The 23,962-nt window shown below is 62.0% G+C and carries 20 protein-coding genes and 1 pseudogene; 6 read left to right on the forward strand and 15 right to left on the reverse strand.

Features of this window, described 5'->3' with window-relative positions:
- Positions 1 to 70: 70 nt before the first annotated feature.
- Positions 71 to 1,786 (forward strand): glycoside hydrolase family 36 protein, encoded by a 1,716-nt coding sequence (locus ABNP46_RS08650; protein WP_349921989.1) that lies wholly within the window; start codon positions 71 to 73, stop codon positions 1,784 to 1,786.
- A gap of 70 nt (positions 1,787 to 1,856) precedes the next feature.
- Here the strand turns inward: ABNP46_RS08650 and ABNP46_RS08655 are convergent, their stop codons facing one another.
- Complete coding sequence (locus tag ABNP46_RS08655) at positions 1,857 to 2,363, reverse strand: hypothetical protein (protein WP_349921990.1); 507 nt, start codon at positions 2,361 to 2,363, stop codon at positions 1,857 to 1,859.
- Positions 2,364 to 2,512: 149 nt separating this feature from the next.
- Positions 2,513 to 3,940: an exodeoxyribonuclease I gene (gene sbcB, locus ABNP46_RS08660; protein ID WP_349922439.1), complete on the reverse strand. Its 1,428-nt coding sequence runs from the start codon at positions 3,938 to 3,940 to the stop codon at positions 2,513 to 2,515.
- Positions 3,941 to 4,446: 506 nt separating this feature from the next.
- Here sbcB and mprF point away from each other — a divergent pair.
- Positions 4,447 to 7,014: pseudogene (gene mprF / locus ABNP46_RS08665) on the forward strand (bifunctional lysylphosphatidylglycerol flippase/synthetase MprF).
- A 9-nt stretch (positions 7,015 to 7,023) separates the two neighbouring features.
- Positions 7,024 to 7,740 (forward strand): AcvB/VirJ family lysyl-phosphatidylglycerol hydrolase, encoded by a 717-nt coding sequence (locus tag ABNP46_RS08670; RefSeq protein WP_349921991.1) that lies wholly within the window; start codon positions 7,024 to 7,026, stop codon positions 7,738 to 7,740.
- A gap of 127 nt (positions 7,741 to 7,867) precedes the next feature.
- On the opposite strand, the gene ABNP46_RS08675 is transcribed toward ABNP46_RS08670, so the two are convergent.
- Genes ABNP46_RS08675 through ABNP46_RS08685 form a run of 3 tightly spaced genes read right to left on the reverse strand, consistent with a single transcriptional unit; the run spans position 7,868 to position 10,667 of the window.
- A complete protein-coding gene (locus ABNP46_RS08675) occupies positions 7,868 to 8,638 on the reverse strand; it encodes a transporter substrate-binding domain-containing protein (RefSeq protein ID WP_349921992.1) in 771 nt (256 codons plus the stop codon).
- A 53-nt stretch (positions 8,639 to 8,691) separates the two neighbouring features.
- Positions 8,692 to 9,507 (reverse strand): carbon-nitrogen hydrolase family protein, encoded by an 816-nt coding sequence (locus ABNP46_RS08680; protein ID WP_349921993.1) that lies wholly within the window; start codon positions 9,505 to 9,507, stop codon positions 8,692 to 8,694.
- Between the two features lie 8 nt (positions 9,508 to 9,515).
- Positions 9,516 to 10,667, reverse strand: a complete 1,152-nt coding sequence (locus ABNP46_RS08685; RefSeq protein WP_349921994.1) for a methionine aminotransferase — start codon at positions 10,665 to 10,667, stop codon at positions 9,516 to 9,518.
- 114 nt (positions 10,668 to 10,781) lie between these two features.
- On the opposite strand from ABNP46_RS08685, the gene ABNP46_RS08690 reads away from it, so the two are divergent.
- On the forward strand, positions 10,782 to 11,672 hold the full coding sequence (locus ABNP46_RS08690; protein WP_349921995.1) for a LysR family transcriptional regulator: 891 nt from the start codon (positions 10,782 to 10,784) through the stop codon (positions 11,670 to 11,672).
- Positions 11,673 to 11,992: 320 nt separating this feature from the next.
- Here ABNP46_RS08690 and kdgT read toward each other — a convergent pair whose 3' ends face one another.
- The 5 genes from kdgT to ABNP46_RS08715 form a co-directional block, all read right to left on the reverse strand.
- Positions 11,993 to 12,997: a 2-keto-3-deoxygluconate transporter gene (gene kdgT / locus ABNP46_RS08695; protein ID WP_349921996.1), complete on the reverse strand. Its 1,005-nt coding sequence runs from the start codon at positions 12,995 to 12,997 to the stop codon at positions 11,993 to 11,995.
- A 54-nt stretch (positions 12,998 to 13,051) separates the two neighbouring features.
- Positions 13,052 to 13,525, reverse strand: a complete 474-nt coding sequence (locus tag ABNP46_RS08700; RefSeq protein ID WP_349921997.1) for a YhcH/YjgK/YiaL family protein — start codon at positions 13,523 to 13,525, stop codon at positions 13,052 to 13,054.
- Between the two features lie 127 nt (positions 13,526 to 13,652).
- Positions 13,653 to 14,576, reverse strand: a complete 924-nt coding sequence (locus tag ABNP46_RS08705; protein WP_349921998.1) for a sugar kinase — start codon at positions 14,574 to 14,576, stop codon at positions 13,653 to 13,655.
- Between the two features lie 618 nt (positions 14,577 to 15,194).
- Positions 15,195 to 15,320 carry a type B 50S ribosomal protein L36 gene (ykgO, locus tag ABNP46_RS08710; protein ID WP_005300174.1) on the reverse strand — a complete coding sequence of 42 codons (126 nt, stop codon included), beginning with the start codon at positions 15,318 to 15,320 and terminating at the stop codon, positions 15,195 to 15,197.
- The gene (locus ABNP46_RS08715) at positions 15,317 to 15,586 is read right to left on the reverse strand and encodes a type B 50S ribosomal protein L31 (protein WP_349921999.1); all 270 of its coding nucleotides are present in this window, start codon (positions 15,584 to 15,586) and stop codon (positions 15,317 to 15,319) included. Before ABNP46_RS08715 ends, ykgO begins: the two co-directional genes overlap by 4 nt.
- Positions 15,587 to 15,831: 245 nt before the next feature.
- Here ABNP46_RS08715 and ABNP46_RS08720 point away from each other — a divergent pair, with 245 nt between their 5' ends.
- Entirely contained in the window at positions 15,832 to 16,080 is a 249-nt protein-coding gene (locus ABNP46_RS08720; RefSeq protein ID WP_349922000.1) for a DinI family protein, read from the forward strand.
- A 243-nt stretch (positions 16,081 to 16,323) separates the two neighbouring features.
- Here the strand turns inward: ABNP46_RS08720 and ABNP46_RS08725 are convergent, their stop codons facing one another.
- From ABNP46_RS08725 to dcuC, 5 genes are all read right to left on the reverse strand, one after another.
- On the reverse strand, positions 16,324 to 17,064 hold the full coding sequence (locus ABNP46_RS08725; RefSeq protein ID WP_349922440.1) for a DUF2927 domain-containing protein: 741 nt from the start codon (positions 17,062 to 17,064) through the stop codon (positions 16,324 to 16,326).
- A 101-nt stretch (positions 17,065 to 17,165) separates the two neighbouring features.
- The gene (locus tag ABNP46_RS08730; RefSeq protein WP_349922001.1) at positions 17,166 to 17,669 is read right to left on the reverse strand and encodes a M48 family metallopeptidase; all 504 of its coding nucleotides are present in this window, start codon (positions 17,667 to 17,669) and stop codon (positions 17,166 to 17,168) included.
- Between the two features lie 123 nt (positions 17,670 to 17,792).
- Positions 17,793 to 19,439: a hypothetical protein gene (locus ABNP46_RS08735; protein WP_349922002.1), complete on the reverse strand. Its 1,647-nt coding sequence runs from the start codon at positions 19,437 to 19,439 to the stop codon at positions 17,793 to 17,795.
- 482 nt (positions 19,440 to 19,921) lie between these two features.
- A complete protein-coding gene (locus ABNP46_RS08740) occupies positions 19,922 to 21,571 on the reverse strand; it encodes a bifunctional metallophosphatase/5'-nucleotidase (protein ID WP_349922003.1) in 1,650 nt (549 codons plus the stop codon).
- Between the two features lie 100 nt (positions 21,572 to 21,671).
- Positions 21,672 to 23,024, reverse strand: a complete 1,353-nt coding sequence (gene dcuC / locus ABNP46_RS08745) for an anaerobic C4-dicarboxylate transporter DcuC (protein ID WP_349922004.1) — start codon at positions 23,022 to 23,024, stop codon at positions 21,672 to 21,674.
- Between the two features lie 311 nt (positions 23,025 to 23,335).
- On the opposite strand from dcuC, the gene ABNP46_RS08750 reads away from it, so the two are divergent.
- The gene (locus tag ABNP46_RS08750) at positions 23,336 to 23,932 is read left to right on the forward strand and encodes a DUF922 domain-containing protein (protein WP_349922005.1); all 597 of its coding nucleotides are present in this window, start codon (positions 23,336 to 23,338) and stop codon (positions 23,930 to 23,932) included.
- Positions 23,933 to 23,962: the final 30 nt, after the last annotated feature.

Below are 23,962 nucleotides of genomic sequence, written 5' to 3' on the forward strand. Positions count from 1 at the left end.
GGGATACAATGGCGCCAGCGTCGTTTCCATTCACCAGACGTATCGTACCTGCCCATCAGAAGGAGATCCCATGTCGGCCCCCTCGCGCTTGTCCCGGCTGCGCCAGTTATCCGCCCAGCCTGACCCCCATACCCAGTTGCTGCAGACCCCCGCCTGGGATGGCCCCCTGTGCCGGGTGCGGCTGGACAACACGGGTGCGGCGCCGGCGGCAATCCAGACGTGGTTGTTGTTTGATGGCGATCTCGGCATTAGCCCTGATGCCGCCATCTACGGGGAGGGATTCCAGATGCTGGCCCAGACCATGGGCACCTGGCGTTCTCCCGAGCCGGTCGGACGCTGCCCGGACGCGAGCGTCTATCGCATCAGTGCGGATCAGGGTTATCACACCATCCACAACCTGCTGCTGGTGGAGCAAGCGGGGGGCTGGCTGCTGCTGGGGTTCACGAGTTGCCAGCGCTTTGGCGGCGAGTTTCGGCTCTATCCCGATGGCCGTTTGCAGATCCTGATGAACGGCGAGGGGCGGGCATTGGCCCCGGGCCAGCATTGGCAAAGCGAAGCCCTGCTCTGCCTGGAGGGGCCGGATCGGGAGGCGCTGCTGGCTGAGCTGGCCAGCCGGATTGGCGCCGAACACCCGGCCCTGGTCGCCGACGTGAAGGCCCGCCCCAGCGGCTGGTGCTCCTGGTATCACTACTACGCGCAGGTGAGCGCGGACGACATCCGCGAGAATCTGGCCGAGCGGGCCGCGCGCTTTCCAGGCCTGCGCTATGTGCAGATCGATGACGGTTATCAGGCGAGGATGGGGGACTGGCTTGAGCCGTCTGCCAAATTCGAGCAGGGGGTGGCGGCGCTCGCCAGCGAGATCCGCGCCGCCGGTTGTGAGCCGGCGCTCTGGGTCGCCCCCTTTATCGCCGAACCCGGCTCCCGGGTATTCCAGCAGCATCCCGAGTGGTTCGTGAAGGGGGAGGACGGTCTGCCGCTCCCCTCGGAGCGGGTCACCTACGGTGGCTGGCGCTGCACTCCCTGGTATGTGCTGGATGGCACCCATCCTGAGGTGCAGGCCCATCTCGAGCAGGTATTTCGCACCCTGCGCCAGCAGTGGGGGATCCACTACTTCAAGCTGGACGCGAACTTCTGGGGCACCATTCACGGCGGTCAGTTCCACGATGCTAGCGCGACCCGGGTCGAGGCCTATCGCCGTGGCATGGCGGCGGTGCTGCGCGGCGCCGGGGAGGGGGCCTTCCTGCTCGGCTGCAACGCCCCCATCTGGCCGAGTCTGGGGCTGGTGCACGGCATGCGGGTGAGCGACGACGTGGAGCGCCATGGCCCCCGTTTTCGCCAGATAGCGCGGGAGGCCTTCTGCCGCGCCTGGCAAAATGACCGGTTGTGGGCGCTGGATCCGGACTGCGTCTGCCTGCGGGATTTGCCAAGTCAACGTGCCTTTGAGGCGGACTACCAGTTCCACCTGGCCGCCCTGGTGGCGAGCGGCGGCATGGTGCTGGCGGGAGACAGGCTGCGGGATCTCGATGACGAGCAGGCGACCTGGCTGCACAAGCTGCTGGCCCTGTGCGAGGCGCGGGCCCCGGCGGCCCGGTTCGATGACATGGGGTTCAGCCGTGGCAGGGTGGCGCTGCCAGGTGGCGGCGAGCTGCTCTGCCTGTTCAACTGGGAAGACGCTGCGCGGGAGGTCTCTGTGCCAGCGGGAGGGCAGGACTTCTGGGATGAGCGCCCCGCGGGTCAGCGGATTGCGCTGCAAGCAGGGCAAGGCAGAGTGCTGCTGTACCGTTAAAGTCAGTTCAGGCAGATAAAAAGGCTCCCTCGGGAGCCTTTTTTGGTGTCTCTGGTTGCCTGGGGAGGCGCTAGAAGTGCCACTCCATGCCGATGGCATAGTTGGAGGAGCCGTAGCCCGGGATCTCGTTGCTGGAGACCAGGGCCTTCAGGGTCATGCGCTTGCTCAGGGGCATGCCGAGCCCCATGCCGATGGCCACCTCGTCGGTCTGATCCCCCATCATGTCGACCCGCAGGGTGCGATAGAGGGAGAGATCCTCGCTCATCTGGGCGTAGATCTGGGACGACTTGTTGTAGAGCTGACCGAACACCTCCATCTGGAAGCCGTTTTGCGGCGTGATGGCGATCGGGATGCCGGCGAAGCGGTAGAGATCCGAGTGGTTGAAGTAGCTGTTGGTGATCTGGGGGGTGAAATCGGTCTGCCGATAGAGGGTGCTGAAGTTGCTTTCGATGAGCCGGTAGGTCTGCTCGGGCAGGCGCAGCAGATAGTCCGGTACCTCGAAGCGCACGCTGGCCATGGCAGCCGAGGGCAGCAGGGCACAGGCCACAAGGGTGAAAACAGACAGTCCTGAACGCATCAAATCGGCAATCCCCAAGAGTCGATGGCACGGCGTCCTGCCGTTCGTAGATACAAATAATCAAATTATCAGGAGTCTGGGCTCCCCTTGCTCATTATGTCCCGAGCAAGGGCAGCGTACAGGGATTTAACTGTGAAATCACTCACATATCAGAGATCTTCGAGGTAGCGATAGAGGCTCTTGAGGATGGCGAAGTTCCGTTCGTTCCCCTGGTTCTGTTCCGCCAGGGCCTCCAGACGGGCGGCATAATCCGGCAACCGGCTGCTGAAGTAGTCGCTGCAGTGCAGGCGCCAGCGTTTCTGTTCGGCTTCGCTCAAGGTATGGGGCCAGTTGCGGGCACGATAGCGCAGCAGCATCTCGGGCAGGCGCGGATCGCTGAAGGCAAATTCCCGCTCTCCCAGCAGATCCGCCGGGGTGGCGCGCACCAGATCCATGCTGGCCTTGTCGCCGTGGCTGAAGAAGCCGGCGTAGAGCTGGGTGTCGGGATCCTTGTCGTTGCTGCCGGCGAACTCCTGGTTGAACACCTCCACCAGCTTCTCCCGTATTTCGGGGTGGGCTCGCAGCAGATCCAGGCTCTTGCGACACTGCTCCCGATTGACCCCGAGTTCGTCCGCCCGCTCGGCCGTGAGGGTGGCGGCCGGGGCCAGCACCGGGCACTTGTTGATGTGCACCAGCTTCACCGGAATGCCGGCCAGATCCCCCAGCTCATCCTTCTTGGTGTAGAGCCGCTCGCGGATCTCGTCGCTGCTGAGCTCGATGAGGGGGGTGGGGTCGCGGGTGAGATCCACCATGATCACCGCATTCTGATTGGTGGGATGCCAGGCGAGTGGCGACACCCAGCTCACGCACCCCTGCCAGGGGGAGAACATGCCGGAGACGTGCACCAGGGGCTTCATGGTCACCACGTCGATGAGGGCCTTGACCTTGTTCTTGTTGCGCAGATCGAAGAGATACCCGAACAGCTTGGGCTGGGCTTTTTTTACCAGCTTGGCCATCTCGATGGTGGCCAGCACGTCCGAGAGCGCATCGTGGGCATTGGCGTGGGCCACGCCGTTGGCCACGGTCAATTTTTCGAGGCGAAAGCTCGGCTTGCCCTCTTCATCGAACGCCCACGTGATCCCCTCCGGACGCAAGGCGTAGCAGGCCCGCAGCATGTCGAGGATGTCCCAGCGGGAGTTGCCGTTTTGCCAGGCGTAGGCGTAAGGGTCGTAGAAGTTGCGATAGAGGGTGTAGCGGGTCACCTCGTCATCGAAGCGGATGCTGTTGTAACCGAGCACGCAGGTGTTCGGCGTCGCGAACTGTTCGTGGATCTGGCGAATGAAGTCCGCCTCGCACAACCCGTCCTTCATCGCCTTTTGCGGCGTGATGCCGGTGATGAGGCAGGCCTCGGGATCCGGCAGGTAGTCAGCAGGGGGCTTGCAGTAGATGACCAGGGGCTCGCCGATGAGGTTGAAATCCGCGTCGGTGCGAATGCCCGCGAACTGGGACGGCCTGTCCTTCGCGGGGCTGATCCCGAAGGTCTCGTAGTCGTGGAAGTAGAAGGTCGGCCCTTGGCCTGATTGTGCTGCGTTGCTCATGTTGTCCGAAATGCGGGGGCGCCTGGCGCCAGGGTGGATGGTGACGGGCACCACGAATGCCAGCATGGTAAACCATAGCGTCGGCAGAGCGAAGTGCAGCCCTCCCGCCTGATGCTTTAATCGGCAGGCCATGCCATGGCTGCGGGTAACGTCAGTTCGTTCAGATCTGTTAGGGGATGCCCCGACAGCAGCCCATGATCGTCATATCGATAAAGGGGCACGAGCAGGCTCGATGGTGGGAAGCGTCAGTATTTGCTGCTTGTACATAAGGTTACAGAAGAAGCATGGCGGTCGGGCGGGGCTCTGGTGAATCATGTGTGCATGACGAGAGGGCCGGGTTGGCCCGGTGGCAGGTGACCGCCCTTGTCCGATGGATGGCCGGGCTTCTGTCAGGCGCAGCGGCGTCGTGTCTGTTCTCATTTGAGTTGGTTTTTTCACCCCACCGCGGGTTTGCCTGTAGGCTCAATGGGGTGTGTTCATTCTCAATATCATGACGGGAAGCGGGAATGCGGCGTTCATTGTTCGTCTGGATAGGCCCCCTGTGCAGCCTGCTGCTGCTCGGGGCGGCCTTGACCGTGTTGTATCACCTGACCGAGTCCTGGCACTGGCACGATATCCGGCTGGCCCTCTGGTCCCAACCCCTGCCACCGCTGGCCGGGGCCTTGCTGCTGACCCTGCTGAGCTATGGCTGCCTCTGCTGCTATGACCTGCTGGCGGTGCGCATGCTCGGCAAACCCGTACCCTGGCCGCAGGTCGGGATGACCTCCTTCATCGCCTATACCTTCTCCAACACCCTGGGCTTTGCGCTGCTGACCGGCTCCTCGGTGCGCTACCGTCTCTACTCCTCCCTGGGGCTCGGCACCTTCGAGGTGGCTCGCGTCATCCTGTTCTGCTCCATCACTTTCTTCCTCGGCCTGCTGGCCTGGGGCGGGCTCTCCCTCCTGCTGGGGCAGGCCCGGAGCCTGTTGCCGGGCTGGCCGGATTGGGCGGGCTGGGGGTTGCAACTGGCTGGCGCCCTGGCGCTGCTGGCGGTGCTGGGTTATCTGTTCTGGCCCGGCGCCCGGCTCAGCTGGCGCGGCCATCAGCTGACCCTGCCGAGCCTGAAGTACCGGCTGCTGCAACTGCTGGTCGCCCTGCTGGACTGGATGGCCGCCGCCGCCGTGCTCTATGTGTTGCTGCCGTCTGGGAGCGTACCCTATGGCGTGCTGCTCAGCGCCTTCGTGATCTCCAGCCTGCTCGGGGTGCTGGCTCATGTGCCGGGGGGGCTGGGGGTGTTTGAGGCGAGCATGAGCCTGCTGCTTGCGCACTATCTGCCGGCGGACAAACTGCTGGCCGCCCTGCTGCTCTATCGCTGCATCTACTATGTGCTGCCCTTCCTCTGCGCCCTGCTGTTGTTCGCGAGCCAGGAGGCCTTGCAACAGCGGGCCCGCTGGCAGCGGCTGCAGGGGCTCATGAGCGCCATGCGCGAGTTTCTGCCGGCCCTCATCAGTCTCGGCACCTTCGCCGCCGGCACACTGCTGCTCTGCTCCGGCATGGTGCCGACCATGCGGGGGCGCATCGAGGCCGTGTTGCAGATCTTTCCCCTGCACCTGCTGGAGATCTCCCATGTGCTCGGCAGCGTCAGCGGCGTGCTGCTGATCCTGCTGGCCCACAGCCTCTATCGGCGTCACGACGGGGCGTTTCGCATCACCCAGTGGCTGCTTGGCCTTGGCATGATGTTCTCCCTGTTCAAGGGGGCCGACTGGGAGTCTGCCCTGCTGCTCGGCGCCTTCCTGCTCGTCATCACCCCCTGTCGGTCGCTGTTCTATCGCAAGGGCTCCCTGCTGCACGCCCAGTTCACCCCCGGCTGGCTGATGTCGGTGGGGGCCGTGCTGCTGGGGGCCTTGTGGCTGCTCTTCTTCTCCTATCGCCAGGTGGAGTATGACCAGAGCCTCTGGCTCAATGTCTCGGCCCATGGGCCGGGCGCGGCTTCCCGTGCCTTGCGTGCCATGGGGAGCGTGATCGCCGTGCTGGCGGTGGTGGGGGTGGCCCAGTTGCTGGCGCCCCTGCGGGTCTTTGGCAACAAGCCGGGCAAAGAGGAGCTGGCCCGGGCACAGGCGCTGGTGCTGCGTCATGGCGGCGGTCACGGTTATCTGGCCCAGCTCGGTGACAAGTCACTGCTGTTTCACGCCAGTGGCGAGGCGTTTCTGATGTACGGGGTGGAGGGCAACAGCTGGATAGTGATGGGGGACCCCATCGGCCATGCCTCGCTGGTCGAGGAACTGCTGTGGCAGTTTAGGGAACTGTGCGACGAGCAGGACGCCAACCCGGTGTTCTATCAGGTGTCGGCCCGCTATCTGCCGCTCTACCTGGATCTCGGCCTCATCCCGTTCAAGCTCGGGGAGGAGGCGATCGTCGATCTCAAGGGGTTCGATCTCGCCGGCAGCCGGCTGCGCAACCTGCGCCAGAGCCACGCCAAGGGCAAGCGGGAGGGGCTGAGTTTCGAGGTGGTGGACGTAGCCCAGGTGGCCGCCCTGCTGCCTGCCCTCAAGGCCATCTCCGACACCTGGCTGCGCAGCAAGCAGGGCAAGGAGAAGGGGTTCTCGGTGGGGAGCTTCGAGCCTGACTATCTTGCCCTGAGCCCGGCGGCGCTGGTGTGGCACGAGGGCCACATCGTGGGGTTTGCCAACCTCTGGATCAGCGACAACAAGGAGAGCCTCTCCATCGATCTGATGCGCTACAGCGTGGACACGGGCACGGCCCCCATCATGGACTTCCTGTTCGTGGAGCTGCTGCTGTGGGGCAAGGGGGAGGGTTATGAGAGCTTCAACCTCGGCATGGCCCCCATGTCCGGCTTCAACGATCACCCCCTTGCCAGCTACTGGGCCCGGCTCGGCAATACCCTGTTTACCCGGGGCAGCCGTTTTTAGAACTTCCAGGGGCTGCGCCGCTACAAGGAGAAGTTCTCCCCCCAGTGGGAGCCCCGCTATCTGCTCTGCACCAGCCGATTGACGCTGCCCCGCACCCTGACTCACCTGATCTCCCTGATAAGCCGCGGCCCGCTTGGGTTGATGAATAACATGCTGAAGAAATAGGAGTTGGCCATGAGAGCCCTGCTGTTATTGCTGTTGTGTTGTGTCTTTCCCTCTGTCGCCGCGCCCCAGGGCCCATCGGTGAAGGGGGATCTCGGGCTGGTGGAGCTGCCGGTGGCCAAAGCATCGCCCGCGCCCATGGTGGTGTTCATGAGCGGGGATGGCGGCTGGGCGGCGCTCGACAAGGGGCTCAGCGCCGAGTTTCAGCGCCACGGCATGCCGGTGGTGGGCTGGAGTTCGCTGACCTACTACTGGAAGAAGAAGACGCCGGAGCAGGCCAGCGCCGATCTGGCGCGGATCCTCGCCGACTACCAGTCCCGCTGGGGGCGCCAGCGCTGGTTGCTGGTGGGCTTCTCTTTCGGAGCTGAAATAGTCCCCTTCGTCATCAACCGGTTGCCACAGCACTATCGCGACAGCCTGGTGGGGGCGGTGATGCTCTCTCCCTCGACGGCCTCGGATTTCGAGATCCACGTCAGCGACATGGTGATACACAACAAGGCGGGCAATTATCCCACCCAACCTGAGGTGCAGCGGATCACGTCGCTGCCCCTGCTCTGTCTGCAGGGGGCAGAGGATGACTCGCCGGTGCGGCTCTGCCCAAGGCTCAAACAGCCAAACGTCACCACGGTGACGCTGCCAGGCTCCCACCACTTTGACGATGACTATGGGGTGCTGTACCGGAGCATCGCCGATCGGCTGCCCTGGACGGGGGAGGAACAGGATCACTGAGGATGTCGGGATCGTCTGGCCCGGGGGAATGGAGCGCCTTGGTTGGAAGTAGAATAAAACAACGCCAGTCAATTGACTGGCGTTGTTTTATTCTGTGGTAAGTCTTTTTATCGCGAGTCAATCTGCCTTACAGCAGGTCTTCCAGCTGATACTTTTTGAGCAGTCGATCGAAGGTGCCGTCGGTCTTGACGCTGTCGATGGCGGCATCGAACTGGCCCTTGAGCTTGGCGTCGTTCTTGCGCAGCGCCACCGCCACCCCTTCGCCCAGGATCTTGTCCTGGGTACCGTTGAACTGGGGACCCACGAAGGTGAACTGCTTGCCCATCTCCTTGTCGAGGAAACCGACTTTCAGCTGCACCATGTTGCCGAAGGTGTAGTCGGCACGGCCGGATTGCAGATCCAGCATGGGAGACTGGGCGTTGACGTAGCGCTTGATGCTGGCCATTTCCCCATAGCGGGCGGTGATGAAGTTGTCCTGGGGCGTCCCCTCCTGCACCGCTATCACCTTGCCCTTGAAGTGGGCGGGATCGTCGGCGAAGGTGTCGGCCTTGTCACTGCGCCCCACGAAGCGGTTCTGCATCATGTAGTAGACCTGACTGAAGTCCACCTTCTGGCGCCGCTCGTCGGTGATGTTCATGGAGGACATGATGGCGTCGTATTTGCGCACCTGCAGGCCTGGCAGCAGGGCATCCCAGGGCTGGTTGATCACCTCGCACTGGGTCTTCATGGCCGCGCACAGGGCGTAGGCGAGATCCACTTCGAAGCCGCCGAGCTTGCCGTTGCTGTCGACCATCTCGAACGGGGGATAGGTGGCGTCGGTGGCGATCACCAGGGGCTTGGCGGCAGCTTGTCCGGCGGTGGCCAGGGCCACCAGCATCATGGCTGTGTTGAGTTTCATGGTCATTCCCTTGAAGTTGTGGCGTCATGCCAGTCGTCGTCAATGTACCGGCCTCAGGGGCCGACGGGTATCTTGCGATGGTGGAGGGCGGGCAGCTGGCTGCGCACGGTGCGTTGGGCGGCCAGATCCAGGGTGGCGATGGCCATGCCCTGACCTGTCTCGACCCGGGCCAGCACACGGCCCCAGGGATCGATGATCATGCTGTGACCGTAGGTACGTCGTCCACCCGGATGATATCCCCCCTGGGCCGAGGCCAGCACGAATGCCAGATTCTCCACCGCCCGGGCCCGCAACAGCAACTCCCAATGGGCCTCCCCCGTGGTGTGGGTGAAGGCGGCGGGCAGGGCGATGATGTCGGGGGCCGGTCCAAGGCGAAACAGCTCGGGGAAACGCAGATCGTAACAGATGCCGAAACGCAGCAGGCCCCAGGGCAAGGGATGGCTCACCACCTGCTGGCCCGGGCTCATGGTCGCGGCCTCATCGTATTGCTCGCTGTCGGTGCAAAAGCCGAACAGGTGCAACTTGTCATAGCGGGTGGCCAGTTGCCCTTGAGGGTCGATGAGCAGGCTGCTGTTGTACATCTTGCCGGGCTCTTCGCTGGCAAGGGGCAGGGTGCCTGCCAGGATCCAGATCCCGAGCTCCCGGGCCAGCCCCTGGACCCATGCCAGCAGAGGGCTATCCTCCACGGCTGCGGCCAGGGCGACCCGTGCCCGCTCATCGTCGGGCATCAGATAGAAATATTCGGGCAGCTGGGCAAACTCGGCCCCCTCGGCCGCCGCCTGACGCAGCAGCGCTTCGGCCTGGACCAGGTTGCGGGCAAGATCATCTCCCGACACCATCTGCAATACGGCAACACGTACGCTGTCCATGACGCCTCCTAGACCTTGCACAGACGCTCGGCGCCCGCCAGCAGGGTGTCGTCATCCTTGGAGAAGGAGAGGCGAATGACCCGCTGATCCGTGCCGTCGTGATAGAAGGCGGAGACCGGAATGGTGGCGACTCCGTGATCGCGGATGAGACGCTGCACGAACAGGCTGTCCGCCTCGTCCGTGATCCGCTCGTAGCTGGCCAGCATGAAGAAGCTGCCGGCGGAGGGCAAGAGAGTAAAGCGTGAATTGCCCAGGGCCGAGACCAGCAGGTCGCGCTTGCGCTGATAGAAATCAGCCAGCCCCTGGTAGTGGTCGGGCTGCTGGAGCAAGTGCGCGAAACCGTACTGCATGGGGGTGTCGGCGGCGAACATGGCGAACTGGTGAACCTTGCGGATCTCCTCCATCAGGGGACGGGGGGCGACGCAGTAACCCACCCGCCAGCCGGTGACATGGAAGGTCTTGCCGAAGGAGAAGACGGCGACGGAGCGTTCCACCAGCTCCGGGTAGCGGATGACGCTCTGGTGCAGGGCCCCATCGAACACCACGTGCTCATACACCTCGTCGGAGAGGATGACGATGTCGGTGCCGCGCACCAGACGGGCCAGGCGCTCCTGATCCCCCGCCTGCCAGACGGTACCGGTGGGGTTGTGGGGGGTGTTGAGCACTATCATGCGGGTGCGCGGGGTGATGCGGGCGGCGACCTCGTCCCAGGGAATGGCAAAGCTTGGCGCCTTGAGGGCGATCACCACAGGGGTGGCCCCTTGCAGCTGGATCATGGGGCGATAACTGTCGAACGCGGGCTCGAACATGATGACTTCATCGCCGGGGTGTACCAGAGCGGTGATGGCGCAGAACAGGGCTTCGCTGGCACTGGCGGTGATGGTGATCTCCTCGCCGGCATCGTAGGCATGGCCATAGCTGGCGTCTATCTTGGCCGCCAGCCGTTCGCGCAGCTCGGGCAACCCCGTCATGGGGGCATACTGGTTTTCACCGGCCAGCATGGCCTCATGGGTGACCCGGATGAGGTCGGGATCGCAGGGGAAGCTTGGCGCCCCCTGGGAGAGGTTGATGCTGGGGTGACGGGCGGCCAGATCGCCGATGACGCTGAAGATGGTGGTGCCCACCTGGGGCAGTTTGCTGAGAATGCGGGGGGAAGACATCACGCCGTCACCTGATTGTGTGAAAGATGCCTCTTTTTAGCCTCGGGCAGGCTTGTCGGACAATGGATTATTCGGCATGGTATGCATGAGTTTTTCTCAAGCATGGAGGCCTGAATGTCAACCTACCCCGTCCGTAGCCACTTGCCCCTCTATGGCTTGCAAGTCTTTGAGTGTGCCGCCCGTCATCTGAGCTTCACCCTGGCGGCCGATGAACTGTGCGTGAGTCAGGGGGCGGTGAGCAAACAGATAGCCCAGCTGGAGGAGCGCCTCGGCCATCCGCTCTTCTTGCGCGGGACGCGCTGCCTGAGCCTGACTCCCGCCGCCGAGTGCCTGTTGCCCTTCGTCAGGGAGGGGCTGGCGCGCATGGGCGAGGGACTCTGCGCCCTGCAGGCCCTGGCCCATGAGAAGGCCATCAGCATCAAGGTGCCCTCCTGTGCCAGCCGCTGGCTGCTGCGCCGCTTGCAGGCATTCGAGGGGGATGAGGTCGAGGTGCGGGGTAGCCACAGTCATGGCATCGATTTCTCCCGCGAATCCTTCGATCTCGCCATCGTCTATCAATCGAGCCAGGCCAGATATCCCCACAGCCAACCGCTGTTTCGGGAGCGTCTGACCCCCATCTGCGCCCCCGCGTTTGCGCAAAAACACGGCCTGTTTGAGCGCCGCATCGAGGATCTTCCCCTGCTGCCACTGCTCCATGCCAGTACGGACAGGCGGGATTGGCGCAACTGGTTTGCGACCTTCCTCGGCACGCCCTGGCAACCCCAGGGGGGGCAGTTGTTCGACACCCTGGACTTGGCGATGAATGCCGCCCTGCAGGGCTTTGGCCTCTCCCTCGGCGATCCCACCATAGTGGCCGAAGAGCTGGAAAGCGGCACCCTGGTGGCGCCGTTCGATCTGGTACTCGGCACGGATCACGAATATGCCTTGCTGGTGCGCCCCGATAACCAGCGCGCCGGGGTGACCCGGATCAGTCACTGGTTGCAGGACTGCCACCCGTCATCCTGAATATGACCTCCCCATTATTGGATGGGGATGCGTAGTATGCCTGCGAGCGGGGGAGGCGATATTCCCCCGCCTTCATGGAGGGAAATAACCCGCAGGCCACCTCAATTCAATGGCCCTTTCTTTTGTTTTTAAATGACTCGCTAAATCAATACCGGGTTCGCCGGAATTAAATCAGGTGTGCATGTTTTGGTGGGAGATTATGCCAGTTCCAAGGGTTAACGATATTTAACCAGTGTTTATTCCAGTCAGAAAAAGAAAACCCCAGGCATGTCTGCCTGGGGTTATGGGTTATGGGGTAAGAGGGGCAAGGTTCCCCTCTATCAAGCCCGGCGCACCTTGGCCATGGCGGCATCAGCGGCAGGAACCTCAGGGATGGCCTGTGGGGCGAAGCGTTTGTTGTACAGTGCCGTCAGGATCGGCACCAGAATCGCGGTCACGATGACACAAGTGGCAACCAGGGCGGTGGCCGAGGGAGCGATGGCGGCAAAATCCGGGTTCATCTGGGCGATGATCATCGGGTTGGCGACGGCGGCTCCGGCGGTGGAGGAGGCTGCGACCCCGGCGGTGCCATTGCCACCGGCCAGCCACTTGTCGGCGAAGATCAGCGGAATGCCGGTGATGACGATGACTGCCAGACCAAGCAGGATGCCGAGCAGGCCGGTGTCGATGATGACCGCAAAGTTGATGGTGTTACCCAGCGCGAACCCGAAGAAGGGGATCAGGGTGCCGGTTGCCTTGCTGAAGAACTCTTTCAGATCCGGATCCAGGTTGCCAAGGGCGAAGCCGATCAGGAAGGGCAGGATCGCACCGACGAAATGGTGGCCCTGGAAGGAGGCGAGCCCGGCCGCACCCAGGATGACCATGGTCATCAGGGGACCGGATTCGATGGACATGAGCACGAAGGCGCCAGACTCTTCCTTGGTGCCGTACTGGTTCATCAGGCTGGCGTAGAGGCCGCCATTGGTCATGTCCATGGCCGAGACGAGGGCGAGGGTCGAAAGCCCGGCCAGCATGCCGGCCTGAATGCCATGCTCGGGGATGAGTTTGGCAGCGACCAGGGCGACCACCCAGGCGACGGCTATCTTGGTGATCACCAATACCCCGGATTTACGCAGCACGGTGCCGGTGGCGCGCAGGTTGATGGAGGCACCGATGCAGAAGAACCAGACCGCCAGAATGGGCACAGTCCCCGTGATGATCCCCTTGGTGAAGCCACCATAGTATTCGGCGACACCAGGGGCGAAGGTGTTGAGCGTGGCCCCCAGCAGCAAAGGCACCAGCATGATCCCTCCCGGGATCTTGTCCAACGTTTGTTTGATCTTCATGGCTACTTCCTTGTCGAAAATGGAAATAATGGAATGGGTGGTGTTGGGGCTGGCTTATTGGTTGGCCAGCCAATCCTTGCAGACTTTGAAGACGACTTTCTTGATCCGGGTCGGCTCTTCCTGCTGACAAGTCGGCCGATGCACCTCCCCCGGATAGAAGATGGCGAAGTCGCCGGCGGCCAGCACGATGCGGGTGGTGAGCTGGTCATCATCCACGAATAGGAGATCCGGCTTGCACGCCTGATAGGGGTGCGGTTGGGTGATGGTGTTGCTGGTGGCGATGACCTCATGGCCCGACAGCAGCACCTGAATATCGATGAACTGATCATGGAATTCGCTCTTGAGCGTATTTTCGGGGGCCGTCATCGGGCTTGAAACAATATAAAAGACGGTGTTATTCAAGATGTCATACCTGCCGTCTTCCTTATTACTCAACTGCGCAAAGGAACACTCTTCTTTATTCAACAACGCCTTCAGCGGAGCTGGCAGCAGGGCGTTATCAAGGCAGTTCAAATTACCGATGATCATGAGTCGAATATCCTTTCTGACGGTATTTCCTGCAGTTGCAGGTAGGTAAACCCCCTCTGACGAGAGAGTGGCATGGCAACCAAGGTCGCTTCTGTTCAAGGGCACGCTACCGGTGTCCTCTCGATATTCAGGGGGCTGTCATGGCGGCCGGGGGAATGATGGCCCCACGATGCTGTATGACGGTGCTGGCCAGCCGATGAGCATGGCGAGCGGCGATGGCGACGGCATTGCCGGCCAGTCTGCTGGCGAGGTAGCCGGCACTGAACGAGTCGCCTGCTGCCGTGGTGTCTATCACCCGCTCCCGGGGGAGCGAGACGGCCAGCACTTCGCACTGATGATCTCCCTGGGCGATGAGACAGGGTTCGGCTCCCCGCTTGATGACGATTTCACCGACACCGAGGGCCTGGGTACGCGCCAGCGTCTGGGAGATCTGGCGATCGCCCCACAGGGCAACCTCATCATCCAGGGTCAGGAAGGCAAGGTCGGTCAGGGCCAGCAGAGCGCTATACGCTTGCTGTGTGGCCTCCCGGCTTTCCCACAGGCGCGGACGGTAATTGTTGTCAAAGGCGATCTTCACCCCTTGGGTCCGGCAGAGGGCGAGTTGTGCCAGCAGCGTGGCCCTATCCTGGGGTGAGAGGATGGCGAGGCTGATTCCGCTCAGGTAGATGTAGTCGACATCCTGCAACTGCTGGCAGACAGAGCGGGCGTCCGGCGTCTGCAGCCAATAGCGCGCCGCGGCATCATTGCGCCAGTAGTGAAAGGTGCGCTCGCCCTTATCGTCGGTCTCGATGAGATAAAGCCCTGGCAGCTTGTTGGCCATGCGTTGGACCAGGTCGGTGATGATCCCTTCGTGTTGCCACTGGCTCAGCATGGCATCGCTGATGGCATCCGTGCCGAGGGCACTGACATAGTGCACCGCCAGGTTGGCATTGGTACGGGCCAGATAGACGGCGGTGTTGAGCGTGTCCCCGCCAAAATGGCGCTGGATGCCCGTCTTGTTTTCGGACAACTCGATCATGCATTCGCCAATGACGGCAACCTTGATAGACATGGGACTCTCCACCGTTCTGATGTCGCCATTCTATAAAATGAAATTAATGCATCAAGCATATTGAAATGCCATTTCATTAAATTGTGATTTAACGCAAAAATTATGGAGAGAGGCGCCCAAAGTCACCATCTAATACCTCTTTTGGGTAACGATGCATTCACCGGATGACACAATTTTCACACCATAAACGATGAAATGATCGACATCTCATGGCGGCTGGGTGGTCGTTTTGGTGGGGGTTGGCATGCTATGCCATCGGGAAATCGCAGAAATAGAAGGCTTGCGGTGAAAAGTGTGCCGTGGTTTCCCGTCATTGGCATCGAGGGGGTTGATGGGATGGGGCATTGAGAACGGCCAGGCGATGCAGGTCTGGCCTCGGGCAGGGGTTGGCTAGCGAGGATGACTATAAAACCGCGGTTGTTTGGTTTTTTATCTAAATTTTGTGTGATTTTTAGCGTAAAAATCTGTGTTATGGCGATTAGCGATATCTTGTATGGGGTTATTGCCACGAGATGCGGGTTAGCCGGGTCGTTAAGAAAGATGAGAGTGAGCCATTATCGCCCGTATGAAGGCAGGTAAACCCGCTGGCCCGTGACCAGCGGTAGATGGGGGCTTCATTCAGCGTTGGCGCGCCTTGAAGCGGGGGTTGCTCTTGCAGATCACGAACAGCTTGCCGCGGCGGCGCACAATCTGGCAGTCGGGGTGGCGTGACTTGGCGGATTTAAGGGAGGAGAGCACTTTCATGATTTTTCCTTGCCTCTGTTCAGGAACTGGCCGAAACGCTGGCCGAAGCGGGCCACTTGTCCCTCTTTGCCAACCTGTTTCTGTTTGCCGGTATAGAAGGGGTGGGAGGCGCTGGAGACATCCAGTGTCACATAGGGGTAGGTATTGCCATCCTCCCACAGTTTGGTGCGATCGGTCTTGAGGGTGGAACCGATCAGGAAGTGGGTATTGGTGGTCAGGTCATGGAACAGGACCTGGCGATACTCGGGGTGAATATGGGGGCGCATGATTTTCCTTGTGATGTTATCTTATAACACAAGGATAGTGCGACAGATGAGAATCAATATCAACTCTTTTTTATCGATCCAGGCTCACCCGTGGACGCAGGCTGGGAGGAACAGTGAGGGGCAAGATCCGATCTCGTAGGGTTCGCTCGGGGTTCAGTGCATCGACATGAGTGGCGCGTTCAGGAGGCTTTACTTTTTCAAGTTACTGTATAAAAATACAGTTAACCATCATGGAGAAGTACCCTATGCGTCTGGAAATCATCATCGACAAGAAACATCAGATCCCCACCTCGACCATGGAGGCACTGCGCCAGGAGCTGCTCAAGCAGCTGGGCGAGAAATTCCCCGACTTGCATGTGCGGGTGGCCCCGGGCAGTACCATGGCGCTGACGGTCAGCCGGGCCAGCAAGGAAGACAAGGAGCTGGCTGAAGCCATGGTGCAGGAGGTGTGGGAGAATGCCGACAGCTGGATGCCGGAAGAGCAGCACGCCTGAGCCTCTCGCACTCAGGCCGAGCTTGTATGACGCCCGCTTGTGATGACAAAAAACGCAGCCCAGGCTGCGTTTTTTGTTGATGGCACAGTGACAAACAAGCCAAAGGATGTGATTTGCTGACGAGCTGACGAGCTGACGAGCTGACGAGCTGACGAGCTGACGAGCTGACGAGCTGACGAGCTGACGAGCTGACGAGCTGACGAGCTGACGAGCTGACGAGCTGACGAGCTGACGCAGGGCAGGCTAGAGCCCGGCCCAACGTTTCAGGCTATCTATCTGCACCCGCTGGTCGGCCTGGGCGATGTCACCGTTGGCCCGCAGGGTCTTGATGGCGGCAGGCAGGGCAGCCTGCACCTCGTCCACTGTCATGCCGGAGCGCAGGGCCGGGTGGTAGGCGAGCTTGAGCAGCACGTAATCGAGCCCGGTCGGGAAGCTGTCGATGCTGCGGTCGTTGAAGATGGAGGGGAAGACCTTGTCCGAGTCGTTGGGCAGTCCCATCACCTGGGTGAGCTCCTCCACCACGCAGTCCAAAAAACGCCCCTTGTCCCGGCTGTAATCCACCGGAATGATGATGGTGGCGCGGGCTATCTCGAAGCGGGGGTTGGTGGCGAAATTGGCCAGGCAGATCCCCTCCTTGAGGGCGATCTTGACCGAATCCCCCCGACCTATGGTACGGCTGGCCCAGCTCGCCATCTGCTGGTGGCGCGTCATGATGAGGGTGAGATTGGGATTGGTCTCCACCAGCTGGATGGGCTGGCCGGTGATCCTGGCCAGGTGCTGGCTCTGGACTCTGACCACCTCGGCCTGCAGCGGCTTGTCGCCAAATTCGTTGATGAGTTTGAGGCGGATGGGGGCCTGCCAGCGGGAGAAGCGGATCTGGGTCTCATGGCCATATTCGCGTTTCATGGCGACTTCCATGAAGCTCTGAATGAGATACGCATCGCTCTGCCAGCGGGCGGCCGCCTGCAGGGGTTGGCTTGGCATCCAGGCCAGCCAGGCGCTGACAAGCCAGGGCCACACCAGACGGCGGCCATATCGTCGGGAACGCTGTCGCCATGGGAACATGTTGCCTCCTTGCAACCTGATCAGCCCTTGCTCCGCTCGATGTCACGCCAGGTGAGCCAGAGCCTGAGATCAAACTCCAGTTGATGATAGTCCGGTTCCATGTGCTGGCAGAGCTGATAGAAGGCCTTGTTGTGATCCTTCTCTTTGAGGTGGGCCAGCTCGTGCACCACGATCATCTTCAGGAATGCGGGGTGGGCCTCCTTGAACAGGGCGGCGATGCGAATTTCGTTCTTGGCCTTGAGTTTGTTGCCCTGCACCCGGCTGACATAGGTGTGCAGACCCAGCGCGTCCTTGATCACGTTGATCTTGCCGTCGAAGATCACCTTGGAGAGTGGCGCCGAACTCTTGAGGTAGCGGTTCTTGAGATCCATGGTGTAGGCCAAGAGCGCCTTGTCACTCTGGATGAGGTGCGTGTCGGGGTAGCGCTTGGCCAGCACCTCGCCGAGCTTGTTTGCCGCAATCAGCTGCTGCACCTGGGCCTTGAGGGGCTCGGGATAGCCACCGAGATAGGTCAGTTCCGCCATGGTATCTCACTCGTCACATCAAAAATGAGCGCCATTGTAGTGAGGATGCGCCGCTTTGGATACCGCGGCAATGACAAGGGCCGCCCTGATTGCCCAGGGCGGCCCTTGTCATGATGGGGCGGCTCAGCGTCTGCGGTAGAGGCCGGGATCCACCTCTTCATAGCGCTCGGTCAGGTACTGATAGAAGGCGAGGCTGGAGGGGGAGCTCGGTTTTTTCAACTCATCGGCGATCCGCTCCGGCTTGGCGATGATGAACTTGGGGGTCTGGCGTTTGAGATCCGCCAATACCCGCTCGCGCACGTCATAGGGCGGATTGACGTTGGCAAAGAACAGGTAGGCGGAGGCGGGCTGGCGATCGGTCCAGAGGTAATATTGCGGCTGGATGCCATCGACCCAGATCTTGTCACTCGGCGTCGTCTCTGCCTTGATCCTGTCGACCCGTACCTGGGTCGGCGGATTGAACGGCTTGCCCTTGAGGTTGCCCTCCCAGGCGTTGTTGAGCAGCAGGGCCAGCATGGCCAGCGAGGCGAGCCAGGGAGTGGCACTGCGCACATCCCAGGCACGCCACAGGGGCACCAGGATCAACACAGGCAGGGCCCACAGCAGGCTGTTGCCAAGCACTTCCCGCACCCTCTCCAGGGTCCACTCCTTGGTGCTCCAGCCATAGCCGAGCTGCTGGGCCAGCAGCCAGCTGGCGGTCAGCACCACCAGGGAGATGCAGAGCAAGCCCAGGGCGTCGGACTGCTGCTCGCTGCGATCCAGCAGGCAGGCGAGCGGCAACAGAGCGAACTGCAGAAAGAGCACGTCATAGTGATCGAACACATGGCCGGAGACCGAGTTGGCCACCAGGGTGAACAGCACCCCGAGCAGGGTGGCGGACAGGGCGGGCAGGTACCACTCCTGCCGGCGGGTCAGCATCAGCACGATGAAGGCGGGCAGCAACATGATGAGGCCGGTGCGCAGCAGGCCGACGCTGCCGACATCCGGCGAGAAGCCGCTGCTGCCGTAGCTGCCCTCGAAGAAGATCCCGAAGGCGTAGTACTGGAACTCGGCCAGGAGGCCATGGTGCTGGAAGTAGGCCAACAGCGGCCCGCCGACGAGGGCGAGCCCCAGCAGGCTGGAGACGAGCAGGGCGAAGGCGCAGCGCCATTGCTCCCGCAGGCCCCAGGTGCAGAACAGCACCAGATACCAGGCTCCCCAGAAGGCCCCGTTGTTGGTGCGCATCCAGGCGACGATGGCGAAGGTGATGGCCGTCACCAGGGCGGGTCCCCAGCTGAAGCGTTTGTCCAGCAACAGGGTGATGAAGGCCCACTGGGCGATGAGGGCCAGGTGGAACGTCCAGTCCTCGGTCATGTTGCCGTAGTAGTAGCGGGTGCTGTAGAGCGCCAGCAGCGCCAGCATGCTGCCAAGACGGGCCTGCAGGGAGAGCCCGAGCTGGGTGAAGGCCTGCCAGCTGGCGAGCAGTCCGAACCAGCAGAGCACCCATTCCAGCAGCCAGATCCCGAAGAAGCCACCCATCCCGTAGCCCAGGGCATCGAGGGCAAAGATCATGGGCCCCTTGATGTCGATCATGTCCCGATAGAGCACGCCCCCCTCGCTCCACATCTTGCCCATCACCGCGAACAGCGAGGCGTCAAAGCCCGGCGCCATGCCGTGGAACAGCGGATTGCGCAGGCAAAACAGCAGGGCTATCAGGGCCGTGAGCAGGATAACCAGTGGCTTGAGCCCCGGGTTGTGGCGCTGCGGAGTAAAACGGATGGCGTGATTCATGGGTGACCTGTTCCAGCAGGGAGACGAAAAGCGGGCCTATCTTGCCGAGGCTAGCAGCGCTATGCAATGGGATGAAGGAATGTGCTTGAAATAATTTATAAAAGTCCCGTTTTCAGTCCCTCGCGGGGAGACGAAAAGCGGGGCCAAGTCCTTGCCGAGGCTGGTAGCGTTATGCAATGGGATGAAGGAATGTGCTTGAAATAATTTATAAAAGTCCCGTTTTCAGTCCCTCGCGGGGGGACGGGAAGTGGGGCCCAGTGTTGCCGAGGGACCTATTTCTCGCACACCTCTATAGTGTAAAATATCGATAGTGAAAGATAATCAACATTTAATTCTGGATTTCTGTGGGTTTAATTAAACATTTAGCTAACAAATTGAAGTGTTATAGATTTTTTGACTACCATAGCAGCCGGGGTCGCCCCAAGTGACGAGGCCCTTTCCCCGCAAGGAGAAAGGGCCTCGTTTTGTACGGGGTACCCAGGCTAGCCGCCGTGGTACTCCACCAGCACCGGCAGGGGGGCCAGCACGGGGCGATGACGGGCCCAGCGGCTGAAGGCATCGGCGAGGGTGATGCCAAGTTCCTGATTGTGTTGGGTCAGGGTACGGGCCAGCGCCGTGTAACCCTCCTTGCCGGAGGCGGTATAGGCGCTGGAAACACCGCGATAGACGGTGTTCGCGTCGACGGCTTGCCACTGGCCCGGGCTAGGCTCCCACTCCAGCCGGGTAATGCGACTGCCCTTGGGCCGATCCCCCTGATAGCAGAACCGCACCCCGGCGGTATAGGGGAAGCTGCCGTTGCCATTGCCGACGACGCCGTTGTTGGTGGCATTGTCGATGGCACTCTCCAGCGCCTCCGCCAGCTCATGACCGTGGACCCGGTAGAGGGTCAGGGGAATGGCGAAGGGGAGCAGCCGTCCGGCGATGTCCGCCTCGCTGAGGGGCCCGGCCTCGAGGGAGCAGCGCACGCCCCCTGCGTTGTGCAGGGAGAAATCCACCTGACCCACCTGCTCGTGAGCGGCGCTCAGCATGGCGCTCGCCACGAGCGGCGCGACCTGGCTGCCGGCGGGGTAGTTGGCATCGGGCAGACGCTGGTGATGAAGGGGCGCATCCAGGCGGGTCACCACCCGCTGGGTCATGGTCTCGAGCTCGGGTCGATAGCGCTTGGCCAGATGTTGCTCTATCTCGGCGGCGGGCTCGCAGAAGCAGAGGCCCGCGGGTGCCTCAGAGGCGAACGGCCAGGGTTGCCAGGGTAGCCACTCCAGCTGGCCACGGCTGTGGCTAACCCGGCCTGCGTCATCGAAGGTCAGCTCGCACACCCCGAGGCAGAGCGCGCTGTGGGCGGCGTGCAGGATGGCGACCCCTTCGATCATCAGGGGGTAGTCGCCTTCACTTGTGAGGCCAAGGGGGGCGAGATCCCCCAGCAGGCTGTGGGTATGGCCCCCGATGATGAGGCTGAGTTCGGGGAAGCGCGCGGCCAGGCGCTTGTCCTGCTCAAGCCCGAGATGGCTCAGCAAGATGATGTGGTGGATGCCTTGCGCCCGGATCTCTTCGAGGGCCCGGGTGAGGGTCTCCTCGATGCCGTGAAAATGGGTGTGGGCGTCCGGGTTGGCGATGGTCGCCATCTGCGGCAAGGTGATGCCGAGCAGGGCGAAGGGGACGCCGCCGACGAGGCGTTGGTGCCAGGGACGGCTGGCGTCATACAGGTTGGTCAGGCCGCGCAGGCGCAGGGAGAGGCCGTCGGGCTCCTGGCTGCTGTCGAGGTTGGCCGTCAGCACCGGGAAGTCGAGTTGGCGCAGGAACTCCACCAGAGGGCCGTTGCCGAGATCGAATTCGTGATTGCCGATCACCATGGCGTCCGGGCGCAACCGGCCGAGCAGATCCGCGTTGGCGCGCCCCTTGAAGCGGTTGAAATAGAGGGAGCCCTGGAAGGTGTCGCCGCCGTGGAGGAACAGGCACGCCTGACCTGCCGCCTCGGCCTGCGCACGCAGGCGGTCGAGCCGGGTCAGGATGCGGCCATAGCCGCCGCACTGGGTGCGCCATTCGGATTCGCCGACCGGGAGAAAGCGCATGGGCGCCCCATCGAAATGGGAGTGGCAGTCACTGAAATGGGCAAGTTGAACCGTAATACTCATCTCGGTCCTCCTTAGAGAAAAAAGAGCACCGAGTCTACTCCAGGGGAGGGGGGAGATACCAGCCCGGCGGGCGCCGGGCTGGTGACAGTAGGGCAGTGACTTAGGCGGGAACCAGGATCTGGGTGGCGAGGATCACCACCAGCAGGCCGACGGCCACCGGCAGCGAGGTACGCTTGACCACTTCGAAGGGGGAGAGATTGCCCATGCCCGCACAGGCGACCACCACGCCGGAGACCGGGGAGATGGTGCGACCGAGGTTGGAGGCCTGCAGCATGGGGATGACCAGATAGGCCGGGTTGACCCCGAGGCTGGTGGCCAGATGCGGGATCAGCTCCACGAAGGCGTAGAAGGGGGCATTGCCCGAGCCGGTGGTGAAGGCGGCCAGGGTGGTGATGACCACCAGTACCAGCATGATGACGATGCCGCCGGTGCCAAAACTCTGGGCAAGATCCAGCAGGTTTGCGATGAAGCCGAGCCCCATCAGGCCCTGGGCGAAGACCCCGGCGCCGACCAGGAGCATGACCACGCCGGCGAAGGCGTCTGCCATGCTGCGCCAGCAGATCTGCAGACCGTCCAGCAGCTCCTTGCCATCGCGCTTGCGCACCAGCTCCAGCAGGGCGGCCAGCACCAGGCAGATGACGATGATGGTGACGATGTCGAGCTTGGGACCGACTTTGCCGTCAAACAGCAGCACCCCGATGATGGGAGTGAAGGGCAGGATGGCGTAGAAGCTGGGGGCATCGGTGATGAGATCGCTCGGGGCGACCGGAGCATTGTGCTCGCCGGACTTCTGGTCCAGATAACGCTGCCAGAAGAAGTGGGTCACCGCCATGGCGGCGATGGCCGCGAGGGAGATGGGCAGGGTCAGCTGGAAGGCGAACTCGATGAGCTCCATGTTGGCCGCCTGGGCCGCCATCACCACGTCCCCGGAGGTGGGGGCGAGGATGATGGCCGCCGGGGAGGCGCACACCGCCGCCGCCGCGCCGCGGGAGATCCCCATGTTGACCATGAGCGGGAACAGGGTCGCCATCAGCAGTACCCCGAGACCGGTGGCCGAGCTCACCGCGAGGGACATGGCGCAGGCCACCAGATAGGCGGCGACCAGCAGGATATAGGGGGACTTGATGATGCCAAGCGGCTTGCTGGCGAGTTTCACCAGAATGGTGTTGGCGCCGATGTGGCTCATGTAGCCGGCAAAACCGCACAGCACCATGATCAGCATGCCCAGGCCACCGCCACGGTCGACCAGCAGGAAGCGCACGTACTCGAACACGTCCGTGGCTACATGACCGGTGGAGGTGACGCTGGCGGGCAGCACGGTCTTGCCCATCAGGGCGGTGATGGCCAGCAGCAGCAGACCGCCGCTGAGCAGGACCCCGGTCGCCGAGTAGCCTTTGAATATGTAGCGACCCACGGCCAGGGTGACCAGGGTGCCAATGAGGAGTTCCATCATAAAGTAAGTTCCTGAGTACGAATAACGGTGGAGCTGCGTGCCCGCGTTGGCGCAGATCTGACCAAATTGGTTAGCCCCGGTAATAAAACGTGCTGATTATTATCTCAAAAGTAGTATTTTTCTTTGATCTGTCTCCCTATCTTTCACATTCGAGCTGTCTCGTCTGACCACCCTTTGTGCACTTGGACCTGGCTCAGGGTGACAGGAGGTGACAGTTGTCCCGAACGCGGGTAATCTCCCATCTTGAATATTAATTCATTGATTCTTAATCGAAATTACGCCGGACTCACAAGGAGCAAGGCAGCGAACAGATGGGACTCTTCAGCAAAGCAGGGATGGCGGCCGTCCTGATGTACGCCGCCTCAATCGGGGCACAACCCTCCCATCATAGCGGTATTCGAGTGGCGCCGGATATAAAGGTCGATTTTCAGTTTTACCGGGTATCCGGTCCCGATGTCGCCAGCCTGATGCGCCAGATCGCCCACCCCGCTCCCACCCAGGCGAACGGCCACATCGGCAAGGCGAGTTATCAGCTCTCCTGGCAGTTGCAGACAAAGCCAACGGCGGCGCGCTGCGAGCTGGAGCAGGCCAGCGTGACCGCCCGCGTCAAGGTGCTGGTACCGAACTGGATGGACAAGGCGAAGGCGCCCGAGCGCGAACGGCAGAAGTGGGATCGGCTGATGGCGGCCATGTTTGACTACGAGAGCCGTCACAAGGACATCCTGCTGGAGAGCGTGAGCCAGCTTGGCATCCGGCTCGCCCAGTTGCCGGTGACCCGGGATTGCGACGCCCTGCAATATCAGGGGTGGCAGCAGGGGCAGGCGGTGCTGGCGACCACCCGCAGCCGTTTCGCCACCCTGGCGCAGCAGACCGACGGTGGCCGCAAGTTGGGGCTGGTCTGGCGCTGAGCGCTGACATGGGGCAAAACAGAACGGGCT

Source organism: Aeromonas veronii (genome assembly GCF_040215105.1).
GTDB lineage: Bacteria > Pseudomonadota > Gammaproteobacteria > Enterobacterales > Aeromonadaceae > Aeromonas > Aeromonas veronii_G.